Origin of the sequence: Pseudomonas yamanorum, from assembly GCF_013386765.1 — a bacterium.
In the GTDB taxonomy this organism is placed as follows: Bacteria; Pseudomonadota; Gammaproteobacteria; order Pseudomonadales; family Pseudomonadaceae; genus Aquipseudomonas; species Aquipseudomonas yamanorum_A.
Genome location: NZ_JACARE010000008.1, coordinates 59,113 through 79,878 on the forward strand (window position 1 = coordinate 59,113; position 20,766 = coordinate 79,878).

The 20,766-nt window shown below is 58.6% G+C and carries 17 protein-coding genes and 1 other RNA gene; 9 read left to right on the forward strand and 9 right to left on the reverse strand.

The window, feature by feature from the left end; translation table 11 throughout:
- Positions 1 to 63 precede the first annotated feature (63 nt).
- The 6 genes from hsdR to HX875_RS05150 all read right to left on the reverse strand — a co-directional run bounded on the left by hsdR (position 64) and on the right by HX875_RS05150 (position 8,890).
- A complete protein-coding gene (hsdR, locus tag HX875_RS05125) occupies positions 64 to 2,430 on the reverse strand; it encodes an EcoAI/FtnUII family type I restriction enzme subunit R (RefSeq protein ID WP_177042186.1) in 2,367 nt (788 codons plus the stop codon).
- Positions 2,431 to 2,665: 235 nt separating this feature from the next.
- Positions 2,666 to 2,959: a DUF6124 family protein gene (locus tag HX875_RS05130; RefSeq protein ID WP_177042188.1), complete on the reverse strand. Its 294-nt coding sequence runs from the start codon at positions 2,957 to 2,959 to the stop codon at positions 2,666 to 2,668.
- A gap of 386 nt (positions 2,960 to 3,345) precedes the next feature.
- Positions 3,346 to 3,739, reverse strand: a transfer-messenger RNA (tmRNA) gene (gene ssrA, locus HX875_RS05135).
- 103 nt (positions 3,740 to 3,842) lie between these two features.
- The gene (locus HX875_RS05140; protein ID WP_003212250.1) at positions 3,843 to 4,127 is read right to left on the reverse strand and encodes a hypothetical protein; all 285 of its coding nucleotides are present in this window, start codon (positions 4,125 to 4,127) and stop codon (positions 3,843 to 3,845) included.
- A gap of 187 nt (positions 4,128 to 4,314) precedes the next feature.
- Positions 4,315 to 7,125, reverse strand: coding sequence for an FAD-binding and (Fe-S)-binding domain-containing protein (locus HX875_RS05145; RefSeq protein ID WP_177042190.1), 2,811 nt, complete (start codon positions 7,123 to 7,125; stop codon positions 4,315 to 4,317).
- Positions 7,126 to 7,195: 70 nt separating this feature from the next.
- On the reverse strand, positions 7,196 to 8,890 hold the full coding sequence (locus tag HX875_RS05150; protein ID WP_177042192.1) for a lactate permease LctP family transporter: 1,695 nt from the start codon (positions 8,888 to 8,890) through the stop codon (positions 7,196 to 7,198).
- A gap of 261 nt (positions 8,891 to 9,151) precedes the next feature.
- On the opposite strand from HX875_RS05150, the gene HX875_RS05155 reads away from it, so the two are divergent.
- Positions 9,152 to 9,919, forward strand: coding sequence for an FCD domain-containing protein (locus HX875_RS05155; RefSeq protein ID WP_177042194.1), 768 nt, complete (start codon positions 9,152 to 9,154; stop codon positions 9,917 to 9,919).
- Positions 9,920 to 9,974: 55 nt separating this feature from the next.
- On the opposite strand, the gene smpB is transcribed toward HX875_RS05155, so the two are convergent.
- Positions 9,975 to 10,457, reverse strand: a complete 483-nt coding sequence (smpB, locus tag HX875_RS05160) for an SsrA-binding protein SmpB (RefSeq protein WP_003212238.1) — start codon at positions 10,455 to 10,457, stop codon at positions 9,975 to 9,977.
- Between the two features lie 168 nt (positions 10,458 to 10,625).
- Between smpB and HX875_RS05165 the strand changes: the two genes are divergently transcribed.
- Both HX875_RS05165 and HX875_RS05170 read left to right on the forward strand, forming a co-directional pair.
- The gene (locus tag HX875_RS05165) at positions 10,626 to 11,060 is read left to right on the forward strand and encodes a type II toxin-antitoxin system RatA family toxin (RefSeq protein WP_003212236.1); all 435 of its coding nucleotides are present in this window, start codon (positions 10,626 to 10,628) and stop codon (positions 11,058 to 11,060) included.
- Positions 11,053 to 11,358, forward strand: a complete 306-nt coding sequence (locus tag HX875_RS05170) for an RnfH family protein (protein WP_177042196.1) — start codon at positions 11,053 to 11,055, stop codon at positions 11,356 to 11,358. Before HX875_RS05165 ends, HX875_RS05170 begins: the two co-directional genes overlap by 8 nt.
- Positions 11,359 to 11,420: 62 nt before the next feature.
- Here HX875_RS05170 and HX875_RS05175 read toward each other — a convergent pair whose 3' ends face one another.
- Positions 11,421 to 11,948, reverse strand: a complete 528-nt coding sequence (locus HX875_RS05175; protein WP_003212232.1) for an outer membrane protein assembly factor BamE — start codon at positions 11,946 to 11,948, stop codon at positions 11,421 to 11,423.
- Between the two features lie 98 nt (positions 11,949 to 12,046).
- On the opposite strand from HX875_RS05175, the gene fur reads away from it, so the two are divergent.
- A complete protein-coding gene (fur, locus tag HX875_RS05180; RefSeq protein ID WP_003212228.1) occupies positions 12,047 to 12,451 on the forward strand; it encodes a ferric iron uptake transcriptional regulator in 405 nt (134 codons plus the stop codon).
- 95 nt (positions 12,452 to 12,546) lie between these two features.
- Here the strand turns inward: fur and recN are convergent, their stop codons facing one another.
- On the reverse strand, positions 12,547 to 14,220 hold the full coding sequence (gene recN, locus HX875_RS05185; RefSeq protein ID WP_177042198.1) for a DNA repair protein RecN: 1,674 nt from the start codon (positions 14,218 to 14,220) through the stop codon (positions 12,547 to 12,549).
- 253 nt (positions 14,221 to 14,473) lie between these two features.
- Between recN and grpE the strand changes: the two genes are divergently transcribed.
- The 5 genes from grpE to carA all read left to right on the forward strand — a co-directional run bounded on the left by grpE (position 14,474) and on the right by carA (position 20,707).
- A complete protein-coding gene (gene grpE / locus HX875_RS05190; RefSeq protein WP_003212224.1) occupies positions 14,474 to 15,034 on the forward strand; it encodes a nucleotide exchange factor GrpE in 561 nt (186 codons plus the stop codon).
- Positions 15,035 to 15,136: 102 nt separating this feature from the next.
- Positions 15,137 to 17,053 (forward strand): molecular chaperone DnaK, encoded by a 1,917-nt coding sequence (gene dnaK / locus HX875_RS05195; RefSeq protein ID WP_003212222.1) that lies wholly within the window; start codon positions 15,137 to 15,139, stop codon positions 17,051 to 17,053.
- Between the two features lie 316 nt (positions 17,054 to 17,369).
- Positions 17,370 to 18,494, forward strand: coding sequence for a molecular chaperone DnaJ (dnaJ, locus tag HX875_RS05200; protein WP_010174305.1), 1,125 nt, complete (start codon positions 17,370 to 17,372; stop codon positions 18,492 to 18,494).
- 10 nt (positions 18,495 to 18,504) lie between these two features.
- Complete coding sequence (dapB, locus tag HX875_RS05205; RefSeq protein WP_177042200.1) at positions 18,505 to 19,311, forward strand: 4-hydroxy-tetrahydrodipicolinate reductase; 807 nt, start codon at positions 18,505 to 18,507, stop codon at positions 19,309 to 19,311.
- Between the two features lie 259 nt (positions 19,312 to 19,570).
- Entirely contained in the window at positions 19,571 to 20,707 is a 1,137-nt protein-coding gene (gene carA / locus HX875_RS05210; protein WP_177042202.1) for a glutamine-hydrolyzing carbamoyl-phosphate synthase small subunit, read from the forward strand.
- Positions 20,708 to 20,766: the final 59 nt, after the last annotated feature.

Here is a 20,766-nt window from a genome sequence, read left to right on the forward strand (position 1 = left end):
GGGGGGCGAAATTCTACCGGATAGTGTGGACTGCTGCTTTGGCATGTCGTCGGAGAGTAGCCCTTAGCTTGCGTAAAGCTCGTCTTCCAGTTCGTGGATAGCTTTGTTGTAGCCAGCCTTGCCGCCAAAGGCTTTGACCAGCTCGATGGGAGCTCCGAACTGGCTAAAAGGATCGAGCTGAAGGATTTTGATGTCCTCGATATGCTCGATCCCGGTATCGGCGTATTTATCTAGTAACGCTTCCAGCACCAGGCGGGCTGCGCCTGAGTATTTGGCGAAATAGTTGCGCTTTTTCACCTGCTCGGCTCGCTCGCGGCGTGATAGGGCAGGCTGCTCGAAGGCGACGTGGCAGATTAGGTCAAACGGATCGAGAGGCTTGCCCTGTTTCTTTTCCACTTCCTCCGCCAAGGCTTCCCACATCACGCCCTGGACGGCCATCTCCTCGATGATGACTTTCTTTTGCTCGGAATCACTCCAACGCCGAAGGAAGTCATCTAATGAGGCGAACTGCTTTTGCACGCAGGCGCGGGTGTAGTCGTGCAGCGATTCGGTGATCAGTCGGCCATCCGGGCCGTAATACTGCACACGCTCGGCGATGACATAAATCGGGACGTTGTCGATGATGTACTTGATGCGTTTTTTGCCCTCATCTTCGCCGGTAAAATCCAGGTCATCGCCTTCGCTATCGTTGCCTGCGCTGATGCCATCTTCATCGGCAAGCGGGTCATCCGGCGGTACGGGGGAGTCATCGCCTTCCGGGGCGTAGATCACCACCGGGTCGCCGTCGAAGGCGGGGTCGGCAAACAGCTCGGTGGCCTTTTTGAAATCCATGATGGTGAACCAGTACTTGCCGTAGTCCTCGTTGATGCGAGTACCTCGACCTATGATTTGCTTGAACTCGGTCATCGATTTGATGTGCTGGTCGAGCACGATCAGTTTGCAGGTCTGAGCATCGACGCCGGTGGTCATCAGCTTGCTGGTGGTGGCAATCACCGGGTAGCGCTCTTCCGGGTTGATGAAGTTATCCAGTTCGGCCTTGCCTTCCTGGTCATCGCCGGTGATACGCATGACGTATTTGCGATTCTCGGCCACACGCTCGGGATTGAGGTTGACTAGGGCCTGGCGCATGCGCTCGGCGTGGTTGATGTCGTCGCAGAAGACGATGGTTTTCTGAAACGGATCGGTGGCTTTGAGGAGTTCGGTAACCTTCTGCGCCACCAGTTGGGTGCGCGCCTCGATCACCAGGGTGCGGTCCATATCCTTGAGGTTGTAGATGCGGTCTTCGATCAGCTCGCCATTTTTATCGAGCATGCCTTTGGGGGGGCGCCAGCCTTGCAGGTCTTTGTCGAAGTCGATGCGCACCACTTTGTAAGGGGCGAGAAAACCGTCTTCGATGCCTTGCTTCAAGGTGTAGCTGTAAATCGGTTCACCGAAGTAGGTGATGCTGGATACCTCTTTGGTCTCCTTCGGTGTGGCGGTAAGGCCGACATGGGTGGCGCTGGAGAAGTAGTCGAGGATTTCACGCCAGGCTGAATCCTCCGAGGCGCTGCCACGATGGCATTCGTCGATCACGATCAGGTCGAAGAAGTCGCGGGAGAACTGCTTGTAGATGTTCATCTCTTCATCAGTGCCGGTGACGGCCTGATAGAGCGACAGGTAGATCTCATAGGAGGTATCGATCTGGCGTTTGGCAATTTTGGTCATCGCCTGGCCGAAGGGCTTGAAGTCGTTGTTTTTGGTCTGGTCGACCAGGATGTTGCGGTCGGCCAGAAACAGGATGCGTTTCTTCTGTTTCGACTTCCATAGTCGCCAGATGATTTGGAAGGCGGTGTAGGTCTTGCCGGTCCCCGTGGCCATCACTAGTAAGATACGGTCTTGGCCACGCGCTACGGCTTCGACGGTGCGGTTGATGGCGTTCATCTGGTAATAGCGCGGCATGCGCCCGGAGCCGTCGTCGTAGTAGGGCGCTTCTATCTTGTGTTGGGCTCTTGTATCCAGTCCCTTCCACTGGCAGTAGCGCTGCCAGAGTTCGGTGGGGCTGGGGAATTGATCGAGGGTGAGTTGGGTTTCTACCTGGCTTCCTGTGCCACTGCGGTCATGAAACAGGAAACCATCGCCATTGCTGGAAAATACGAACGGCACGTCCAGCGCCTCTGCATAGCCCAGAGCTTGCTGCATGCCGGAGCCAATTGAGTGCTTGTTGTCCTTTGCCTCGATTACAGCGATAGGCAGGTTGGCCTGATGGTAGAGGATGAAGTCCGCGCGGCGTGCTTCGCCGCGGCTGTGCAGTTTGCCCCGGACGATAATGCGGCCTTTGGTAAAGCTGACTTCCTCGCGTACCTGCTTGTGCATGTCCCATCCAGCTTGCTGAACGGCTGGTACGATGTACTTGCTGCAGATGTCCCGCTCGGAAAGCGACTTTTTGTCCATAACCCCAATTCCCTTTCAAACCGGCCTGGTCGCTCCATTCCGGCACTGCTGATCGTGCTCGATGGGCGTAAATGTACCTTGTTTGATAGTGGCACGGGGGAAGATCAGATTATGTTGGCTGAAGCTGTAGGTAAGAGGAGTTTAGATCGTCGGAAAAAGGTGGCGGATTTATTCTTGAGGAAAATAACCGCTCACCTTTTTTGACTTTTTGGTATGTCCCCGCAGGATGGCTCTTTTAGTGTTTGGAGGCCGTCCTACCAGCAGCTTCTGAATCAGCCGTTGGCACAAGGATGTCCAGTGCACGCGTCACCAGCAACTCTCCCAAAACGCTCAGTTGCTGGGTGGCCAGAAGCTTATGGCGAAAGGATCCATCGGACTCGAAAGCCAGATCAGTAGTAAGCGAGTTTAGCGAGGCGAGGGTTTCGCAGGCCTGTACTAGAAGAGTCTCGGGGTCGACGTCTTGGGCGATACAGAAGATATCCGCGCCAGATTGGCTCGAGCATGGAGGATTGGGAGTGATCTTTTTCATGGTGACGCTCCTACACTGGTGACGGGAGCTGCCATCCCCTGCTGTCAAACAGGTGTGGGTGGCAGCTGTACGCGGGTTGACAGACCGGAAGTGTAGGAACCCGGCGCACCCGAAGATGCCCCACGCACAGCCGCCATGAACGAGGCGGAATGCGCGAAGCATGCCGACTTATCAAGGGGAGTGAAAGGTTACACTTTTCGGCCTGTCAAAGCCGGTTGCTGATGAGCAGCAACCAGGGAAGGCTAACTTCGTGGGATGACTCGCGCCAGTTCATGCGGGGCGCGACGTCTTGCAGGAAAAATCCGAAGGGCCATTCGGCGGCGTGTTTTCAGGACCCCAGAAACAACAAAACCCGCACAAGGCGGGTTTTGGTGACACTTCGTATTTGGTGGAGCCGGGGGGATTTGAACCCCCGTCCGCCAGTACTCCGCTGTCGGTACTACATGCGTAGCCGTTTCTATTAAGTTAACCCTCAGCGACCCGAAGGGCAGGGTGCTTTGGGCGAGTTGTGTAAGTTTTAGCCGCTTCGTCCACAACGTACTGCACGGCGATTCTGTTCTATATGACAATCACTTTGGGTTTACAGACATCCCCTGATGATTGCTGGACCCGAAGGTACCAGGAGGGAAGGGCTAAGGCTGCTTACGCAGCGAGAGCGTATTCCCCGTAGGTTTCGTCATTGGCAACTATAAGAAGTTGCAACAGTGGATTTACGAGTTCTGTTACCAACTCGGCATGCACCTAAAGTTTCGCAACCGGCGTCGAATCCTAAACGGCCCCGTGCTTGTAACTCGTTGTTTCTTGGTGAGTGACAAGCCTGTGCAGTGTACGTCAATCGGTCACAGAAGGCCAACCCGAAGGTTGGCCTTGGGCAATCAGCGGGTTACTGATTGCCGCCTTTGTCCGTGTCTTGCAGGCTTTGCAGGGCCTTGGAGGTGATCTCGATGCATTTCTTGTCATCGCCTGCCGCATGGGCCGCTTTGGCCTGGGAAACGGCGGTGTCGATTTCGCCGGATTTGCCGCTGGTGTCGGTGGCGAGCAACGCTTTACCGTTGTTGATTTTGTCCAGGTTGATTTGGCACAGATCGTCTTTTGTTCCGGCTGCAAACGCGGGGGAGGCCAGCATCGCAGCGGTAATGAACAAACCAGCAAGAGCGGAACGCTTCATGGGTATCTCCTTGTGCAAATAGGGCTCGATGCTGCCGGTTTTCCGTGCAGCCAGCGAGGTCACTGATGAGCCTCGTTTGTCGAGGCCTATGCAGATGACTACGCCAGCGCGCAGGGGTTCTGTTTTGTCGCTGGATTAGTCGAAAAACCCCTGAATCATTGGCTTTTTGCACCCAAACAGGGCGGCGTTAGTGGGCGCGCGCCTGGGTAACCCGATCCACCAAGTACACCAGGCCGTGGTAATCAATGCCGCCATGTTGCGTCAGACCAATCTCACACGTGCGGCTGGTGGAGATGCCTTCGCTGCAATGCTGCACGGCGTCCTTCAGGCTGCGCAGTGAGTGGGCATTCAGCTCCGGCGTGGTGAAGCCCTTGTCGCCGGCAAAACCACAGCAGTGAATGCCTTCAGGGATCACCACGGTTTTGCTGCAACGCCTGGCCAGGTCGATCAACGCCTGGCTTTCTCCCAGGTGTTGGGTGCTGCAGGTGACGTGCACGGCGATCGGGGCTTCCTGGGGGGTGAAGTCGAGGCGGTCCATCAGGTGGGTGCGGATAAAACGCACCGGGTCGTAGAGGTCGAGGCGGGTTTCGGCCAGGTCCTGCACCAGGCGCAGGGTGCACGGGCTGGTGTCGCAGTAGATCGGGTCGAGGCCGCCGCGGCTGGCGTGGAGCAGGGCGCCGATCAGTTCCTGGCGTTTGTGTTCGGCTTGTTCGGCGTAACCTTTGGACGCAAAAGGTTGGCCGCAGCAGAGGTTGTCCTGGTTGTCGGGAAAGACGACCTGGTAACCGGCTTTTTCCAGCAGGCCGCGGGTTTTGTCGTACAGCGACATCTGTTCCTTGTCACCGGCTGCCGGGCCCATTGCGCGTGATACGCAGGCGGCGAGGTACACCACTCGTGGTCGCTCATCGTTCACGGCGGGGCTGAAGCGAATGGCTTTTTCCGGCTGCGGCATGGCGTTGGTCCACTGGGGGATTTGCCCCTTGGACAGCCTGGTCACCGTGGCCGAGAGCTTTGCCAGCCGTGGGGCGCCCAGCAGCATGCGCGCACCGTTGGCTACGTGCAGCGTGAAGCGCGCGCCTTGCAAGGCGGTGGCGAAATGCGTCGACAGCCATTCGGCGGTTTTCGTACGGTCGGCGTCGCGGCTGCGCAGCTTTTTCACCAGGTCGCCGGTATTGATTCCTACCGGGCAGCGTTGGGCGCAAAGCCCGGTGGCCGCGCAGGTGTCGATGCCTTGGTATTGATAGGCCGCTTCCAGTTCAGTGGTGTCGACGCCGGCGCGTTTTCTGGCCTGTATATCGCGCCAGATCACAATGCGCTGGCGCGGGCTGAGGGTGAATCCTTTCGACGGGCAAACCGGTTCGCAGAAGCCGCACTCGATGCACTTATCCACCAGCTCGTCGGCGGCGGGCAGCGGCTTGAGGTGTTTGAGGTGGATTTGCGGGTCTTCGCTGAGTACCACGTCCGGGTTGAGAATACCGTTGGGGTCGAGCAGGCGCTTGAGCTGCCACATCAACTGGTAGGCATCGCTGCCCCATTCCAGTTCGACGAAGGGCGCCATGTTGCGACCGGTGCCGTGCTCGGCCTTCAGCGAACCGCCAAATTCGACGGCGACCAACTGGGCAACGTCGTCCATGAACGCCTGGTAGCGTGCGACTTCCTCTGCACTGTTGAAGCCTTGGGTGAACACGAAGTGCAGATTGCCCTCAAGGGCATGTCCGAAAAGGATCGCTTCGTCGTAGTGATGTTTATCGAACAGCTCGATGAGGCGGTTTACGCCGATGGCCAGTTGTTCCACCGGGAAGGTCACGTCTTCGATGATCACGGTGGTGCCGGTTTTACGCACGGCGCCCACGGCGGGGAAGGTGTCTTTGCGGATCGCCCAGAGGCGGGCGTTTTCCACCGGGTCTTCCGTGAAGTCGACCTGTTTTTCCACCGGGAAGCTGGCGAGGGACGCCATGATCAGCGCCAGTTGCTCGTGCAACAGTGAGGGTGAGGCGGCGCGGGATTCGATCAGCAGGGCGCAGGCATTTTCCGACAGCTGTTGTACGAAAGCTGGCATTCCGGGTTTGTCCTGCACCGAGCGCATGCTGCGCCGGTCCAGCAGTTCAACCGCTGAAACGGGTTGGGTTTTGAGTACGGTCACTGCGTTGCAGCAGGTTTCCACATCAGGGAACACGATCAGGGCCGAGGCTTTGTTCGGGTGATCGATCACCGTGTCGTAGGTCACTGCGCTGATAAAACCCAGGGTGCCCTCGGAGCCCACCAGCAGGTGGCTGAGGATATCCAGCGGCTCGTCGAAATCCACCAGGGCGTTGAGTGACAACCCTGTGGTATTTTTCAGACGGTATTTGTGGCGGATTTTTGCAGCCAGTTCGGCGTTGGCCCGCGTTTCGCGGCCCAGTGTTGCCAGGCGTTCGAGCAGGTCGCCGTGACGCTGGCGAAAGGCCGAAACACTGGCCGGGTCCTCTGTGTCCAGGCGGCTGCCGTCGGCCAGTACCAGGCGGATGCCCGCCAGGGTGTGATAGGTGTTCTGCGCCGTGCCACAGCACATGCCACTCGCATTGTTGGCCACGATGCCCCCGATCTTGCAGGCATTGATCGAGGCCGGGTCCGGCCCGATCTTGCGCCCGAACGGCGCGAGCCACGCATTGGCCTGGGCGCCGATCACGCCGGGTTGCAGGCGGATTTGCGTGCCTTGGCCGCGAATCTCGCGGCCGTTCCAATTGTCCCCCAGCACGATCAACACCGAGTCGCTGATGGCCTGCCCGGAGAGGCTGGTGCCCGCCGCGCGAAAGGTCACCGGCACGCGGTCGCGCTGGGCCAGTTGCAGCAGGGCCACTACTTCGTCTTCCGATTCAACGCGGATCACCACCTGTGGGATCAGTCGGTAAAAACTGGCGTCGGTGCCGAAGGCGAGGGTGGAAAGTGGATCGTCGAAGCGACGATCTTTCGGGATCAGTTGTGCGGCGTCGCTCAGAAAAGCAGCAGGCAGGCTCATCGGTCCTCCAGAAATAGCAGACGCCGGAATCGCTGCCCGGCGTCGGTTCTTACCCTATTACACGCAGGTCTCAGTGCACCAGCATGCCGGTGAACCAGTAGGCCTGGGCCAAGGTGATCAGCCCGACAATCGTCGCGAAAAACAGGCTGTGCTTGAGGGTGAAGCGGAACAGGTCGGATTCCTTGCCCACCAGGCCAGTCGCGGCGCACGCCACGGCGATCGACTGCGGCGAGATCATCTTGCCGGTCACGCCGCCGCTGGTGTTCGCTGCCACCAGCAAGACGTCGTTGACGCCTATCTGGTGGGCGGTGGTGGCTTGCAGCGAGCTGAACAGGGCGTTGGATGAAGTATCGGAGCCGGTCAGAAACACCCCGAGCCAGCCAAGGAATGGCGAGAAGAACGGGAATGCCGAGCCGGTGGCGGCGAGCACCAGGGCCATGGTCGACGACATGCCGGAATAGTTGGTAACGAAGGCGAAGGCCAGCACCATGCCGATGGACAGGATCGGCCAGCGCAGTTCATAGAAGGTTTCTTTCAAGGTGGTCAGACCAGTTTTGAAATCGATCTTCAGCACCAGCATCGATACCAGGGCGGAGAAGAAAATCGCCGTACCGGTCGCGGAAATCGGGTCAAGCTTGAACACTGCCGGAATTGCCGTTGGCGCAGCAACGATCGGCGCAACCTTGATCACCAGTTGGTCCAGGTGCGGGATCGCGAAATTGAACACCGAGCTGTACATCGCGCCGCCCGCGGCGAACAGCGCCTTGAATGGCTTGAGGGTCCAGATGGTGACGAGCACGGTCAGGATCAGGAACGGTGACCAGGCCTTGAAAATCTGCCCCAGGCTGTAAGGCGAGGCCAGGGTGTTGCGAGGCAGGCCAAAACCACCGGCGCTGGCGGTGACGGCAGTGCCGGACGTTGCGCCGGCAATTTGCGCATTGGCACTGCGCTTGGGCTGCCAGACTTTCAGGAACAGGGTCAGGGAAATCAGACTGGCCAGGGCTGAGGTGATGTCTGGCAGTTCCGGGCCGATGAAGTTCGAGGTGAAGAACTGGGTAACGGCAAAGCTCAGGCCCGCGACCAGTGCGGCTGGCCAGGTTTCTCTGACGCCACGCAGGCCGTCCATCATGAACACCAGCCAGAACGGTACGAACAACGACAGCAGCGGCAATTGGCGACCGGCCATGGCGCCGATCTTGAACGCGTCGATGCCGGTCACTTGCCCTGCCACGATGATCGGAATCCCCAGTGCGCCGAACGCTACAGGGGCGGTGTTGGCAATCAGGCACAGGCCGGCGGCGTACAGTGGGTTGAAACCCAGCCCTACCAGCAGTGCGGCGGTAATCGCCACCGGTGCGCCGAAACCGGCGGCGCCTTCCAGGAACGCGCCGAAGCAAAAGCCGATCAACAGCACCTGCAGGCGTTGGTCGTCGGTAATCGACAGCACGGAGCTGCGGATGATTTCGAACTGGCCGCTTTTGACGGTCAGTTTGTAGAGGAATACGGCGGCGACGATGATCCAGGCGATTGGCCACAGGCCGTAGGCAAAGCCATAACCGGCGGCGGCGAGCGCCATGTCGACCGGCATCTGGAAGGCAAAGATCGCTACCAGGATCGACAGTGCCAAGGTGATGCTGCCCGCAACGTGGCCTTTGAGGCGAAACACCGCCAGGGCCAGGAAGAAAAATACGATGGGAATAACGGCGGCCAGTGCGGACAGGCCGAGGCTGCCGAGCGGGCTGTAGAGCTGTTGCCAGGTTTGCATATGGGGTGGCCCCTAATTGTTGTTGGTCAGGCACTGCTTTAGTGATTTGGGTAATTGGTATTACCAATTTACAATCACCGTTGGCTAGGTTAAGAGTCTTCAGGGGGATGTGTCAATTTGCCGCTTGTGAATCTTTGGTCGTAGGTCGGCGTGAGCGGCTGCTGATCGGCTGAAACGAGGGCGTTCTGATAGGTGCCGGATGGGCTGCGATAGGCCAGAATAGGGGCCCCGGCGAGTGGTCGGGATGGTGGAGAGTGAGTTATGGGGTTTGATCAGGTGCGTCAGCGCCGTTTGTCTGACGATATCGTCGAGCAGCTTGAGGGCATGATCCTTGAGGGCACGCTGAAGTCGGGCGAGCGCTTGCCGGCCGAGCGCGCACTGGCCGAGCAGTTCGGGGTGTCGCGTCCGTCGTTGCGTGAGGCGATCCAGAAGCTGGCGGCCAAAGGTCTGTTGGTCAGCCGTCAGGGCGGTGGCAATTATGTAGTGGAATCGCTGGGTTCAACCTTCAGCGATCCGCTGCTGCACCTGTTGGAAAATAATCCCGAGGCTCAGCGTGATCTCCTGGAGTTTCGTCAGACCCTGGAAGCTTCGTGCGCGTATTACGCAGCGTTGCGCGCCACTGAGGTGGATCGCGAACGGCTCACTGCCGCTTTCGAAGAATTGCAGGATTGCTACACGCGATCAGATGAAGTGAGCCGTGCGGAAGAGGGCGCGGCGGATGCGAGGTTTCACCTGGCCATCGCCGAGGCCAGTCATAACGCAGTATTGCTGCACACCATTCGCGGCCTGTTCGACCTGCTCAAGCGCAACGTGGTGACCAACATTGGTGGCATGTATCAGCAGCGTACGGAGACCCGGGACATGCTGATCAATCAGCATCGTGACCTGTACCTGGCGATTATCGAGGGGCGTGCCGAGCAGGCGCGGGAAGTCTCAACACGTCACCTGCTGTATGTGCAGGAAGTGCTGGAGGAAGTGCGTCAGGAGGTTCAGCGCATGGCCCGGGCGGAGCGGCGCAAGGGAATGTAGCGATTGTTGTGGCTGAGGGAGCGGGCTCCCTCGGCCACATCAAGTCACAAGAAAGTCAGTCTTCCTTGCCCTTGTTACGCACGGCACGCTGCAATTCCCGGTTGGAATCGCGTTCGCGCTCGGTGTCGCGCTTGTCGTATTCCTTCTTGCCCTTGCCCAGCGCGATCTCGCACTTGACCAGGTGCTTGCTCCAGTACCACGACAGGCAGACACAGGCGTAGCCCTTTTGCTGCACGGCGGCGTGGAGCTTTTCCAGTTCGCGGGCATTGAGCAGCAGCTTGCGCGTGCGCACCGGGTCGGCAATCACGTGGGTGCTGGCGGTCATCAACGGCGTGATATGACTGCCGAGCAGCCATGCCTCACCGTCTTTGAGCAGCACATAACTGTCGACCAGTTGCAGCTTGCTGGCGCGCAGACTTTTTACTTCCCAGCCGGCCAGGACCAGACCAGCCTCGAACCGATGTTCGATGAAGTAATCGTGTCGCGCCTTTTTATTTTGCGCGATGGTCCCTGTTGGGTGTTTCTTTTGTTTAGCCATAGGGGCGGCATTATAGGGAGTTGCGAGCGCGTCGGCTACGGTCAACCTGCGTGCTTGAGCGTGTTGAATGAATCCCGGACAATGCAGGCTGGTTTTAGATTTTTTTCTTTCGCGAATCCTGTTGTCCTTTCGCGATGTTTGCCGCTCAGCTGTGGAAATAACGCTCACATGACGACGCATATTCAACGTTCGGCCCTGCTGCCTTACCCGGCGCAGGCGCTCTATGACCTGGTCAACGACGTGGCGCGTTACCCGGAGTTCCTGCCTTGGTGTTCGACTGCCGAGGTGTTGGAGAGCAGTGATGAGCACATGGTTGCCAGCGTGGGGGTGGCGAAGGGCGGCTTGAGCCAGCACTTTGTCACGCGCAACACGCTGGTGCCCGGGCAGTCCATCGAGATGAATCTCGAAGAAGGCCCGTTCACTCAGTTGCATGGGGTGTGGGTGTTCAAGGCGCTGAACGAGAAGGCGTGCAAGATCAGCCTGGATTTGTCGTTCGATTATGCCGGCCCTATCGTGCGTGCCACCCTGGGGCCGCTGTTCAATCAAGCGGCCAATACCCTGGTGGACGCGTTCTGCCAACGCGCCAAGCAAATGCATGGCTGAGCCATTGGTTGAGGTCGAGGTGGTGTACGCCGCGGTGGATCGCCAGGTGTTGATGAGCCTGGCAGTAGCGGCGGGCACAAGCCTCAGGGCTGCTGTGCTGGGTTCGGGAATAGATGCGCAATTTCCGGAACTGGATCTGCAGGGTTGCCCCTTGGGGATCTTCGGTAAGGTGGTGGCGGACGCGGATGTTCGTCGTGTGCAGGCCGGAGATCGAATCGAGATCTATCGCCCATTGCTGGCCGACCCGATGGAGATACGCCGCTTGCGTGCGGCCAAGGCAAAACAACAGAATTCTTAGCTTGCGAAACGGCAGGCAACAAAAAGCCCGGCATGCCGGGCTTTTTATCGAGCGTTGCAAACTTATTGCGGGCTGGCGTCCAGAGGTTCTGGAGTCGGCACCGGAACGGTTTGTACGCCGTCGACGCCTTTCTGGATCTCGTCCAGCAAGGAGCCAGGCTTGGCCGGTACTTCGGACTTGGGCTTCTCCTCGTTCTGCGCGGGCGCAGGGGCGGTGGTGCCGTTGTCCTTGCCCAGCAAGGCTTCATCGCGGCTTACGCCCGGTTTGAAGTCCCCCGACAGGCTGACGAGCTGGTCATTGCCATTGAAAATGACACTGACCCGCTCCTGCTGGCGTTCACCGCCACCAGGTTGGATGCTATAGAGATAATCCCAGCGATCGGCATGGAATGTGTCGGTCAGCAGGGGATTGCCCATGATAAACCGTACTTGCCGTCGGGTCATTCCCGGGCGTAACTGGTCTATCATGTCCTGCGTGACGACATTGCCCTGCTGGATGTCGATTTTGTAAACCCCGGGGAATGAACAACCGGCGAGTGCGAGCAGTCCCACAAAGGTGAAACTGGTTAGCAAGAGCTTGGTGTTTTGCATCGGTGGGCGACTTCCACTATCTTGGCTGGGACAACGTAAACGCCGATCATACCCGTATTAAGAGAAGCTGCGAAGCAGCATCCGCGAGAAAGCTAACCATGGTTGAAAATAGCGAACTACGCAAAGCCGGTCTTAAAGTGACTCTGCCACGAGTCAAGATTCTACAAATGCTCGATTCTGCTGAGCAGCGCCACATGAGTGCCGAGGATGTATACAAGGCACTGATGGAGTCTAACGAGGACGTCGGCCTGGCCACGGTTTACCGTGTACTGACCCAGTTTGAAGCAGCAGGACTGGTGGTTCGTCATAATTTCGACGGCGGTCATGCAGTGTTCGAATTGGCTGACGGCGGTCATCACGACCACATGGTTGACCTGGATACCAATGAGGTTATCGAGTTCACCAGTCCGGAAATCGAGAAGCTCCAGCACATGATCGCTGAGCAGCATGGATTCGATTTGGTGGATCACAACTTGGTTCTCTACATACGTAAGAAAAAGTAAGAAAGCTACGCAGATCCGCTCTGCGAAACGATCGAAGGCGACCCTAGGGTCGCCTTCGTGCTTTCTATAGAAAGAAAATGACCAGCAAGCAGGCCTCAGACCTTTGCGGTGACCACCATTTTCTTCGCGTGAGCCAAGGACTCCTTGGTCAGGTCGATGCCGCCGAGCATCCGCGCCACTTCTTCTACCCGTTCGGTCTTGTTCAGCTTGGACACGGCGGTATGGGTGGCATCGCTGCCCCTTACCTTGTGCACGAACAGGTGTTGATGCCCTTGCGCGGCCACTTGTGGCAAGTGGGTGACGGTCAGCACCTGGCCACGATCGCCCAGCCGGCGCAACAGCTGGCCAACAATCTCGGCCGTCGGGCCGCCGATCCCCACGTCCACTTCATCGAATACCAGTGTCGGCACGCGTGAGGTCTGGGCGGTAATCACCTGGATCGCCAGGCTGATCCGTGACAGCTCGCCGCCGGACGCCACTTTAGCCAATGCCTTGAGGGGTTGGCCCGGGTTTGCGCTGACCAGCAGTTCTACCTGCTCAAGGCCGTTGGGCAGCAGCTCGTTGCTGGTGTTGGTGTGCAGTTCGATGGTGAAGCGCCCGCCGGGCATGCCCAGGCGCTGGATTTCCTGCTCCACCGCACTGGCCAGGCCGGTCGCAGCCTGATGGCGCAGGTCGCTCAACTCTTGGGCTTTCTCTTGATAATGGCGAGCAAAGGACGCCAGTTCTTCGCTCAAACGCTCGATGGACTCATCATTGGCATTCAGGGTTTCTATCTCATCCAGCAGCTTTTGCTGCATGGTTGCGACTTCGGTCGGCTGGATTCGGTGTTTGCGTGCCAGGGTGTAGATGGTGTCCAGGCGCTCTTCTATATCCTGCAGGCGTGCCGGGTCGGCATCGAAGTGGTCGAGGAAGCGATTCAGCTCGCCCACGGCTTCTTCCACCTGGATTTGCGCGCTGGTCAGCAGCGTGGTGGCTTCATTCAGCGAGCCTGAGGCGTTATTCACGCTGGAAAGCCGGTTGAGGCTCGCCGTCAGGGCGTTGAGCACATTCCCGGAGTCACTTTCGCTGCACTGTTCCACCACTTGCCGGCAGATGCCCAGCAGGGTTTCTGCGTTGGTCAGGTTCTTGTGTTCCTGTTCCAGTTGCTCCAGTTCGGTCTCGCCAAGCCCCAGGCTTTCCAGCTCTTCCAGTTGATAGCTGAGCAGTTGGTGGCGGGCACGTTGCTCGTCGCCGGAGTTGGAGAGGCGCTCCAGCTCCTGGCGGGTTTGCCGCCAGCGCTGCGCGGCCAATTGCACCTGGCGCGCCAGATCGGTGGCGCCGGCGTATTCGTCGAGGAGCCGGCGATGGGTGTCGGTTTTCAGCAGGGATTGGTGTTCATGCTGGCTGTGGATGTCGATCAGCAGTTCGCCCAGGGCTTTCAAGTCGCCGAGGGGGCAGGGCGTGCCATTTATATAGCCACGGGAGCGCCCTTCGGCAGTGATCACCCGGCGCAGGATGCAGGGGCCTTCATTATTAAGGTCGCGCTCGGCAAGCCAGGCTTCGGCTTCCGGGATGTCAGCCAGGTCAAAGGTGGCGAGGATATCCGCCTTGTCGGCGCCTGGGCGTACCACGCCGCTGTCGGCGCGGTCGCCGAGGGTCAGGCCCAGGGCGTCGAGCATTATCGACTTGCCGGCGCCGGTTTCGCCTGTGATTACGCTCATCCCGCGATCCAGTTCAAGATCCAGATGTTCAACGATGGCGTAGTTATGTACGGACAGGTGCACCAGCATGACGGCCGCTCCCAGGCTTTAGGTCTGGTTATTTATACAGTGTTTTGTTCTGGGGTGACAATCCTGATGCTTAGTCCGATTTGCTTGAATAGACGTCTTTTTAAGTGCGACAGGGAATGACCGGCAGGAGTTGATCCAGGACAAGTGAAAGACTTTTGGTAACGCCTCAACCCTTGAACCTGAAAATTGTGGCCCCATATACCGGAACAGAAGCGCGAGTCGAGTTCGCGCATGATTTTGAAAGGAGAAATCTATGGCTGACGAACAGACGCAGGATACGCAAAATCCAGACGCCAACCAGGCAGCAGGTGAAGACCTGGCCGCTCGTGTACAAGTGCTCGAAGAGCAATTGGCAGGCGCACAGGATCAATCGTTGCGTGTTGCCGCCGATCTGCAGAACGTCCGCCGCCGCGCCGAGCAGGATGTAGAAAAAGCTCACAAATTCGCCCTGGAAAAATTTGCCGGTGATCTGTTGCCGATCATCGACAGCCTGGAGCGTGGCCTTGAGCTGTCCAACCCGGACGACGAAAACATCCGCCCAATGCGCGAAGGGATCGAACTGACCCTGAAAATGTTCCAGGACACCCTGAAGCGTTATCAGTTGGAAGCCATCGATCCGCAAGGCGGCGAGCCGTTCAATGCCGAGCATCATCAAGCGATGGCGATGCAGGAAAACGCTGATCTTGAGCCGAACAGCGTGTTGAAGGTGTTCCAGAAGGGTTACCAGCTCAACGGTCGCTTGCTGCGCCCGGCAATGGTTGTGGTGAGCAAGGCTCCTGCACCTGTTGCACCTTCGATTGATGAGCAGGCTTGAAATAAGTCGTAACGGCCCCATTTATAAGTCAAGCGTTTAAGTACTGCCGCAGTTAGCCACCACTGCTGCGGCAACAAAATCTAAGTTTCGGGAGAGTAAATCATGGGCAAAATTATCGGTATCGACCTGGGGACTACCAACTCCTGCGTCTCCGTGCTGGAAAACGGCGTATCCAAAGTTATTGAAAACGCCGAAGGCGCACGTACCACCCCGTCCATCGTGGCTTATGCCAACGACGGCGAAATCCTGGTGGGCCAGTCCGCCAAGCGTCAGGCTGTGACCAATCCGCATAACACCCTGTACGCGGTGAAGCGTCTGATCGGTCGTAAGTTCGACGAAGAAGTCGTACAGAAAGACATCAAGATGGTCCCGTACAAAATCGCCAAGGCTGACAACGGTGACGCCTGGGTTGAAGTGAACGGCCAGAAAATGTCGCCGCCACAAATCTCGGCTGAAATCTTGAAAAAGATGAAGAAAACCGCCGAAGACTACCTCGGTGAAGCAGTGACTGAAGCGGTGATCACCGTTCCGGCCTACTTCAACGACAGCCAGCGCCAGGCGACCAAAGACGCCGGCCGTATTGCTGGCCTGGACGTAAAACGTATCATCAACGAACCCACTGCAGCCGCTCTGGCCTACGGTATGGACAAGGCCAAGGGCGACCACACCGTGATCGTTTACGACCTGGGTGGCGGTACCTTCGACGTTTCCGTGATCGAAATCGCTGAAGTCGATGGCGAGCACCAGTTCGAAGTGTTGGCCACCAACGGTGACACGTTCCTGGGCGGTGAAGACTTTGACATTCGTCTGATCGACTACCTCGTTGACGAATTCAAGAAAGAAAGCGGCATGAACCTCAAAGGTGACCCGCTGGCCATGCAGCGCCTGAAAGAAGCCGCTGAGAAAGCCAAGATCGAACTGTCTTCGAGCAATTCGACCGACGTGAACCTGCCGTACATCACTGCAGACGCTACCGGTCCGAAGCACTTGAACGTGAAAATCTCCCGCGCCAAGCTGGAAGCGCTGGTAGAAGACCTGGTTCAACGCACCATCGAGCCTTGCCGCATTGCGCTGAAAGACTCGGGTATCGACGTTGGCGCGATCAACGACGTGATCCTGGTAGGCGGTCAGACCCGTATGCCACTGGTTCAGAAGCTGGTTACCGAGTTCTTCGGTAAAGAAGCGCGTAAAGACGTGAACCCGGACGAAGCCGTTGCCATGGGTGCTGCCATCCAGGGCGCGGTATTGGCCGGCGACGTGAAAGACGTTCTGCTGCTGGACGTAAGCCCGCTGACCCTGGGTATCGAAACCATGGGTGGCGTGATGACTGCGCTGATCGAGAAAAACACCACGATTCCTACCAAGAAATCGCAGGTGTTCTCGACTGCCGACGACAACCAGGGCGCAGTGACCATTCACGTGCTGCAAGGTGAGCGTAAGCAAGCGGGTCAGAACAAGTCCCTGGGCAAGTTCGACCTGGCCGAGATTCCACCAGCACCACGTGGCGTGCCACAAATTGAAGTGACCTTCGACATCGACGCCAACGGCATCCTGCACGTAGGCGCCAAGGACAAGGCCACCGGCAAGACTCAGTCGATCGTGATCAAGGCTAACTCGGGTCTGTCCGAGGAAGAAATCCAGCAGATGATCCGTGATGCTGAAGCCAACGCCGACGAAGACCGCAAGTTCGAAGAACTGGCCGCAGCCCGCAACCAGGGTGATGCACTGGTTCACTCGACTCGCAAAATGATCGCTGACGCTGGCGACAAAGTGACTGCCGAAGAGAAAACTGCAATCGAAGCCGCAGTAGTTGCCCTGGAAGCCGCTGTTAAAGGCGACGACAAGGCCGCTATCGAAGCCAAGGTTGAAGAGCTGTCGAAAGTCTCTGCGCCAGTGGCTCAGAAAATGTACGCCGAACAAGGCCAGCCGGCTGACGGTGCTGCACACCAGGCAGAACCTGAAGCCAAGCACGACGACGTTGTCGATGCCGAGTTCGAAGAAGTAAAAGACCAGAAGTAACTTGGTCGCCCGGTTGACCGCTCACAAGCGGTGACTGGTAGGATGTCGCCGCGCGGGAGCTTGCTCCCGCGTTGGCGTGTCTGGGGTACGCGAATTTTTACAGCATGCGACAACGCTCGGATGCTGGCGGTGTGATCGGGAATGCTCCTGCTTTCCGGGCGACAGTCACCGCGTTTTTGGCCGGTTGCCGGCTGAAAGCAGTAACGACCAGGATCGTTGAATTGACGTGAGTTGGGTCCGGGCCTGTATTGGGGCTCAACGAGTTTGGCAAGGCTCAGGAGGGTTTTGCCGGACGTCCTTAAGAGTGCAAAGACTTATGGCAAAGCGAGACTATTACGAAGTGTTGGGTGTGGAGCGCGGCTCCAGCGAGGCGGACCTGAAAAAGGCTTACCGTCGCCTGGCGATGAAGCACCACCCGGACCGTAATCCGGATAACAAAGAATCCGAAGACCTGTTCAAAGAGGCCAACGAGGCCTACGAATGCCTGTGTGATCCAAACAAGCGTGCCGCTTACGATCAGTACGGCCATGCCGGCGTCGACCCGAGCATGGGTGGCGGCGGTGCCGGTTTTGGCGGCCAGAACTTCTCCGATATTTTCGGCGATGTGTTCAGCGACTTCTTTGGTGGTGGCCGCGGTGGCCAGCGTGGCGGCGCCCAGCGTGGCAGCGACCTGCGCTACACCCTGGAGCTGAACCTGGAAGAAGCGGTGCGCGGCACCAGCGTCAATATCCGCGTTCCGACGTTGGTCAACTGCAAGCCGTGCGACGGTTCGGGTGCCAAGAAAGGCTCCTCGCCGATCACTTGCCCGACTTGCGGCGGTATCGGCCAGGTGCGTATGCAGCAAGGCTTCTTCTCGGTGCAGCAAACCTGCCCGCGTTGCCATGGCCAGGGCAAGATCATTTCCGACCCGTGCGATTCGTGCCACGGCGAAGGGCGTGTCGAAGAGTACAAGACCCTCTCGGTGAAAGTGCCGGCGGGAGTTGATACCGGCGACCGCATTCGTCTGTCGGGCGAAGGCGAGGCGGGTACTCAGGGCGGCCCTACGGGCGACCTGTACGTGGTGATCAATGTGCGCGAGCACTCGATCTTCCAGCGCGACGGCAAGCATCTGTTCTGTGAAGTGCCGATCAGCTTTGTGGATGCGGCCTTGGGTGGCGAGCTTGAAATTCCGACGCTGGATGGTCGGGTCAAGCTGAAGATCCCTGAGGGTACGCAAACCGGCAAGCAGTTCCGTATTCGTGGCAAAGGCGTTGCGCCGGTGCGCGGTGGCGGTGCTGGTGACTTGATGTGCCGTGTGGCGGTAGAGACGCCGGTGAACCTGGGCCGTCGTCAGCGTGAATTGCTGGAAGAGTTCCGCAGTTCCCTGGCTGGCGATGACACCCATTCGCCAAAAACCACTGGTTGGTTCGAAGGCGTGAAGCGCTTCTTCGGCGACCTGTAAGGAAGTGAGTATGCGACGTATCGCGGTGATGGGCGCTGCCGGGCGCATGGGCAAGACTTTGGTTGAAGCCGTACAGGCACGCTCGCCGGCGTCCGGGCTTACGGCGGCGATTGTGCGCCCTGGCAGCACCTTGATTGGTGCGGATGCGGGTGAGTTGGCGTCCCTGGGGCGGATTGGCGTTTCGTTGTCCGGCAACCTCGAGCAGGTCGCCGACGAGTTCGACGTGCTGATCGACTTCACCCTGCCGGAGGTGATGCTGAAAAACCTGGCGTTCTGCCGCAAGGCGGGCAAGGCCATGGTGATCGGCACTACCGGCCTGAGCGCCGAGCAAAAGCAACTGCTGGTGGAGGCGGGCAAGGACATTCCTATCGTGTTCGCCGCCAACTTCAGCGTCGGCGTCAATCTGTCGCTGAAGCTGCTCGACATGGCGGCGCGGGTGATGGGGGATGAGGCTGACATCGAGATCATCGAGACCCATCACCGGCACAAGATCGATGCGCCGTCGGGTACGGCGTTGCGCATGGGCGAGGCGATTGCCGATGCCCTTGGGCGGGATCTGTCGAAGGTGGCCGTGTACGGTCGCGAAGGCCACACCGGTGCCCGTGCTCACGACACCATCGGTTTTGCCACCGTTCGCGGCGGTGACGTAGTGGGTGATCACACGGTGCTGTTCGCAACCGAGGGTGAGCGTCTTGAGATCACCCACAAGGCGTCGAGCCGCATGACGTTCGCCAAGGGTGCCGTACGTGCGGCGCTGTGGCTGGATGGGCGTGCGCCGGCCCTGTATGACATGCGCGACGTGCTGGATCTGCATTAAGAAGTAGCTAAAACGGGGCCTCAGGATTATTCTAAGGCCCCGTTTTTACCCGCTAGGCGACGTCCTGTCGCATTCCCCTGCCTTTAAGGCTCATTAGCGGTGGACCAAAAAAGCCTTTTTCTGTAAGCTACAGCTTTAGTGTGTCCACTAAAAGCGCGCAGAATAATTCGGTGAAGAAGCGGGGTGACGTGTCCATACGTCACTCCGCTTTTTTACAACCTGCGATCGCCCTTTCAGGCTTTATTTACGGGAGGTCTTCTTGACTAAGCCAGCCATACTCGCCCTTGCTGATGGCAGCATTTTTCGCGGCGAAGCCATTGGAGCCGACGGTCAGACCGTTGGAGAGGTGGTGTTCAACACCGCCATGACCGGCTATCAGGAAATCCTTACCGATCCTTCCTACGCCCAACAGATCGTTACCTTGACCTATCCGCACATCGGTAACACCGGTACTACACCGGAAGACGCCGAGTCTGATCGTGTCTGGTCGGCGGGTCTGGTAATTCGTGACCTGCCACTGGTTGCGAGCAACTGGCGTAACACGATGTCCCTGTCCGATTACCTGAAAGCCAACAACGTTGTGGCGATCGCCGGTATCGATACGCGTCGCCTGACCCGCATCCTGCGTGAAAAAGGCTCGCAGAACGGCTGCATCATGGCCGGTGACAACATCTCCGAAGAAGCGGCGATTGCGGCAGCCCAAGGTTTCCCTGGCCTGAAAGGCATGGACCTGGCGAAAGTCGTCAGCACCAAGGACACGTACGAGTGGCGCTCCACTGTCTGGGACTTGAAGACCGACAGCCACGCGACCATCGACGCTTGCGAACTGCCTTACCACGTCGTGGCCTACGACTACGGTATCAAGCACAACATCCTGCGCATGCTGGTCGAGCGCGGTTGCCGCGTGACCGTGGTGCCGGCGCAAACCCCGGCCAGTGACGTGCTGGCCTTGCAGCCGGACGGCGTATTCCTGTCCAACGGCCCGGGTGACCCTGAGCCTTGCGACTACGCCATCAAGGCCATCAAGGAAGTACTGGAAACCGAGATCCCGGTATTCGGTATCTGCCTCGGCCACCAGTTGCTCGCTCTGGCTTCCGGCGCCAAGACCCTGAAAATGGGCCACGGCCACCACGGTGCCAACCACCCGGTGCAGGATCTGGACACGGGCGTCGTAATGATCACCAGCCAGAACCACGGTTTTGCGGTAGATGAAGCGACTCTGCCGGGCAACGTCCGGGCGATTCACAAGTCGCTGTTCGACGGTTCCCTGCAAGGCATCGAGCGCACCGACAAGAGCGCGTTCAGCTTCCAGGGCCACCCTGAAGCAAGCCCGGGCCCGAACGACGTAGCGCCGCTGTTCGACCGTTTCATCAATGAGATGGCCAAGCGACGCTAAGTGAGCGGCCTGAGGGTGGCCCGGGAAACCGGCGGCCCCCTCAGGCTCTTCAAAGATTG

Excerpts from the sequence above, each read along its gene's own strand:
- hsdR (WP_177042186.1), bottom strand. The coding sequence starts at position 2,430 with ATGGACAAAAAGTCGCTTTCCGAGCGGGACATCTGCAGCAAGTACATC.
- HX875_RS05130 (WP_177042188.1), bottom strand. The coding sequence starts at position 2,959 with ATGAAAAAGATCACTCCCAATCCTCCATGCTCGAGCCAATCTGGCGCG.
- HX875_RS05140 (WP_003212250.1), bottom strand. The coding sequence starts at position 4,127 with ATGAAGCGTTCCGCTCTTGCTGGTTTGTTCATTACCGCTGCGATGCTG.
- HX875_RS05145 (WP_177042190.1), bottom strand. The coding sequence starts at position 7,125 with ATGAGCCTGCCTGCTGCTTTTCTGAGCGACGCCGCACAACTGATCCCG.
- HX875_RS05150 (WP_177042192.1), bottom strand. The coding sequence starts at position 8,890 with ATGCAAACCTGGCAACAGCTCTACAGCCCGCTCGGCAGCCTCGGCCTG.
- HX875_RS05155 (WP_177042194.1), top strand. The coding sequence starts at position 9,152 with ATGGGGTTTGATCAGGTGCGTCAGCGCCGTTTGTCTGACGATATCGTC.
- smpB (WP_003212238.1), bottom strand. The coding sequence starts at position 10,457 with ATGGCTAAACAAAAGAAACACCCAACAGGGACCATCGCGCAAAATAAA.
- HX875_RS05165 (WP_003212236.1), top strand. The coding sequence starts at position 10,626 with ATGACGACGCATATTCAACGTTCGGCCCTGCTGCCTTACCCGGCGCAG.
- HX875_RS05170 (WP_177042196.1), top strand. The coding sequence starts at position 11,053 with ATGGCTGAGCCATTGGTTGAGGTCGAGGTGGTGTACGCCGCGGTGGAT.
- HX875_RS05175 (WP_003212232.1), bottom strand. The coding sequence starts at position 11,948 with ATGCAAAACACCAAGCTCTTGCTAACCAGTTTCACCTTTGTGGGACTG.
- fur (WP_003212228.1), top strand. The coding sequence starts at position 12,047 with ATGGTTGAAAATAGCGAACTACGCAAAGCCGGTCTTAAAGTGACTCTG.
- recN (WP_177042198.1), bottom strand. The coding sequence starts at position 14,220 with ATGCTGGTGCACCTGTCCGTACATAACTACGCCATCGTTGAACATCTG.
- grpE (WP_003212224.1), top strand. The coding sequence starts at position 14,474 with ATGGCTGACGAACAGACGCAGGATACGCAAAATCCAGACGCCAACCAG.
- dnaK (WP_003212222.1), top strand. The coding sequence starts at position 15,137 with ATGGGCAAAATTATCGGTATCGACCTGGGGACTACCAACTCCTGCGTC.
- dnaJ (WP_010174305.1), top strand. The coding sequence starts at position 17,370 with ATGGCAAAGCGAGACTATTACGAAGTGTTGGGTGTGGAGCGCGGCTCC.
- dapB (WP_177042200.1), top strand. The coding sequence starts at position 18,505 with ATGCGACGTATCGCGGTGATGGGCGCTGCCGGGCGCATGGGCAAGACT.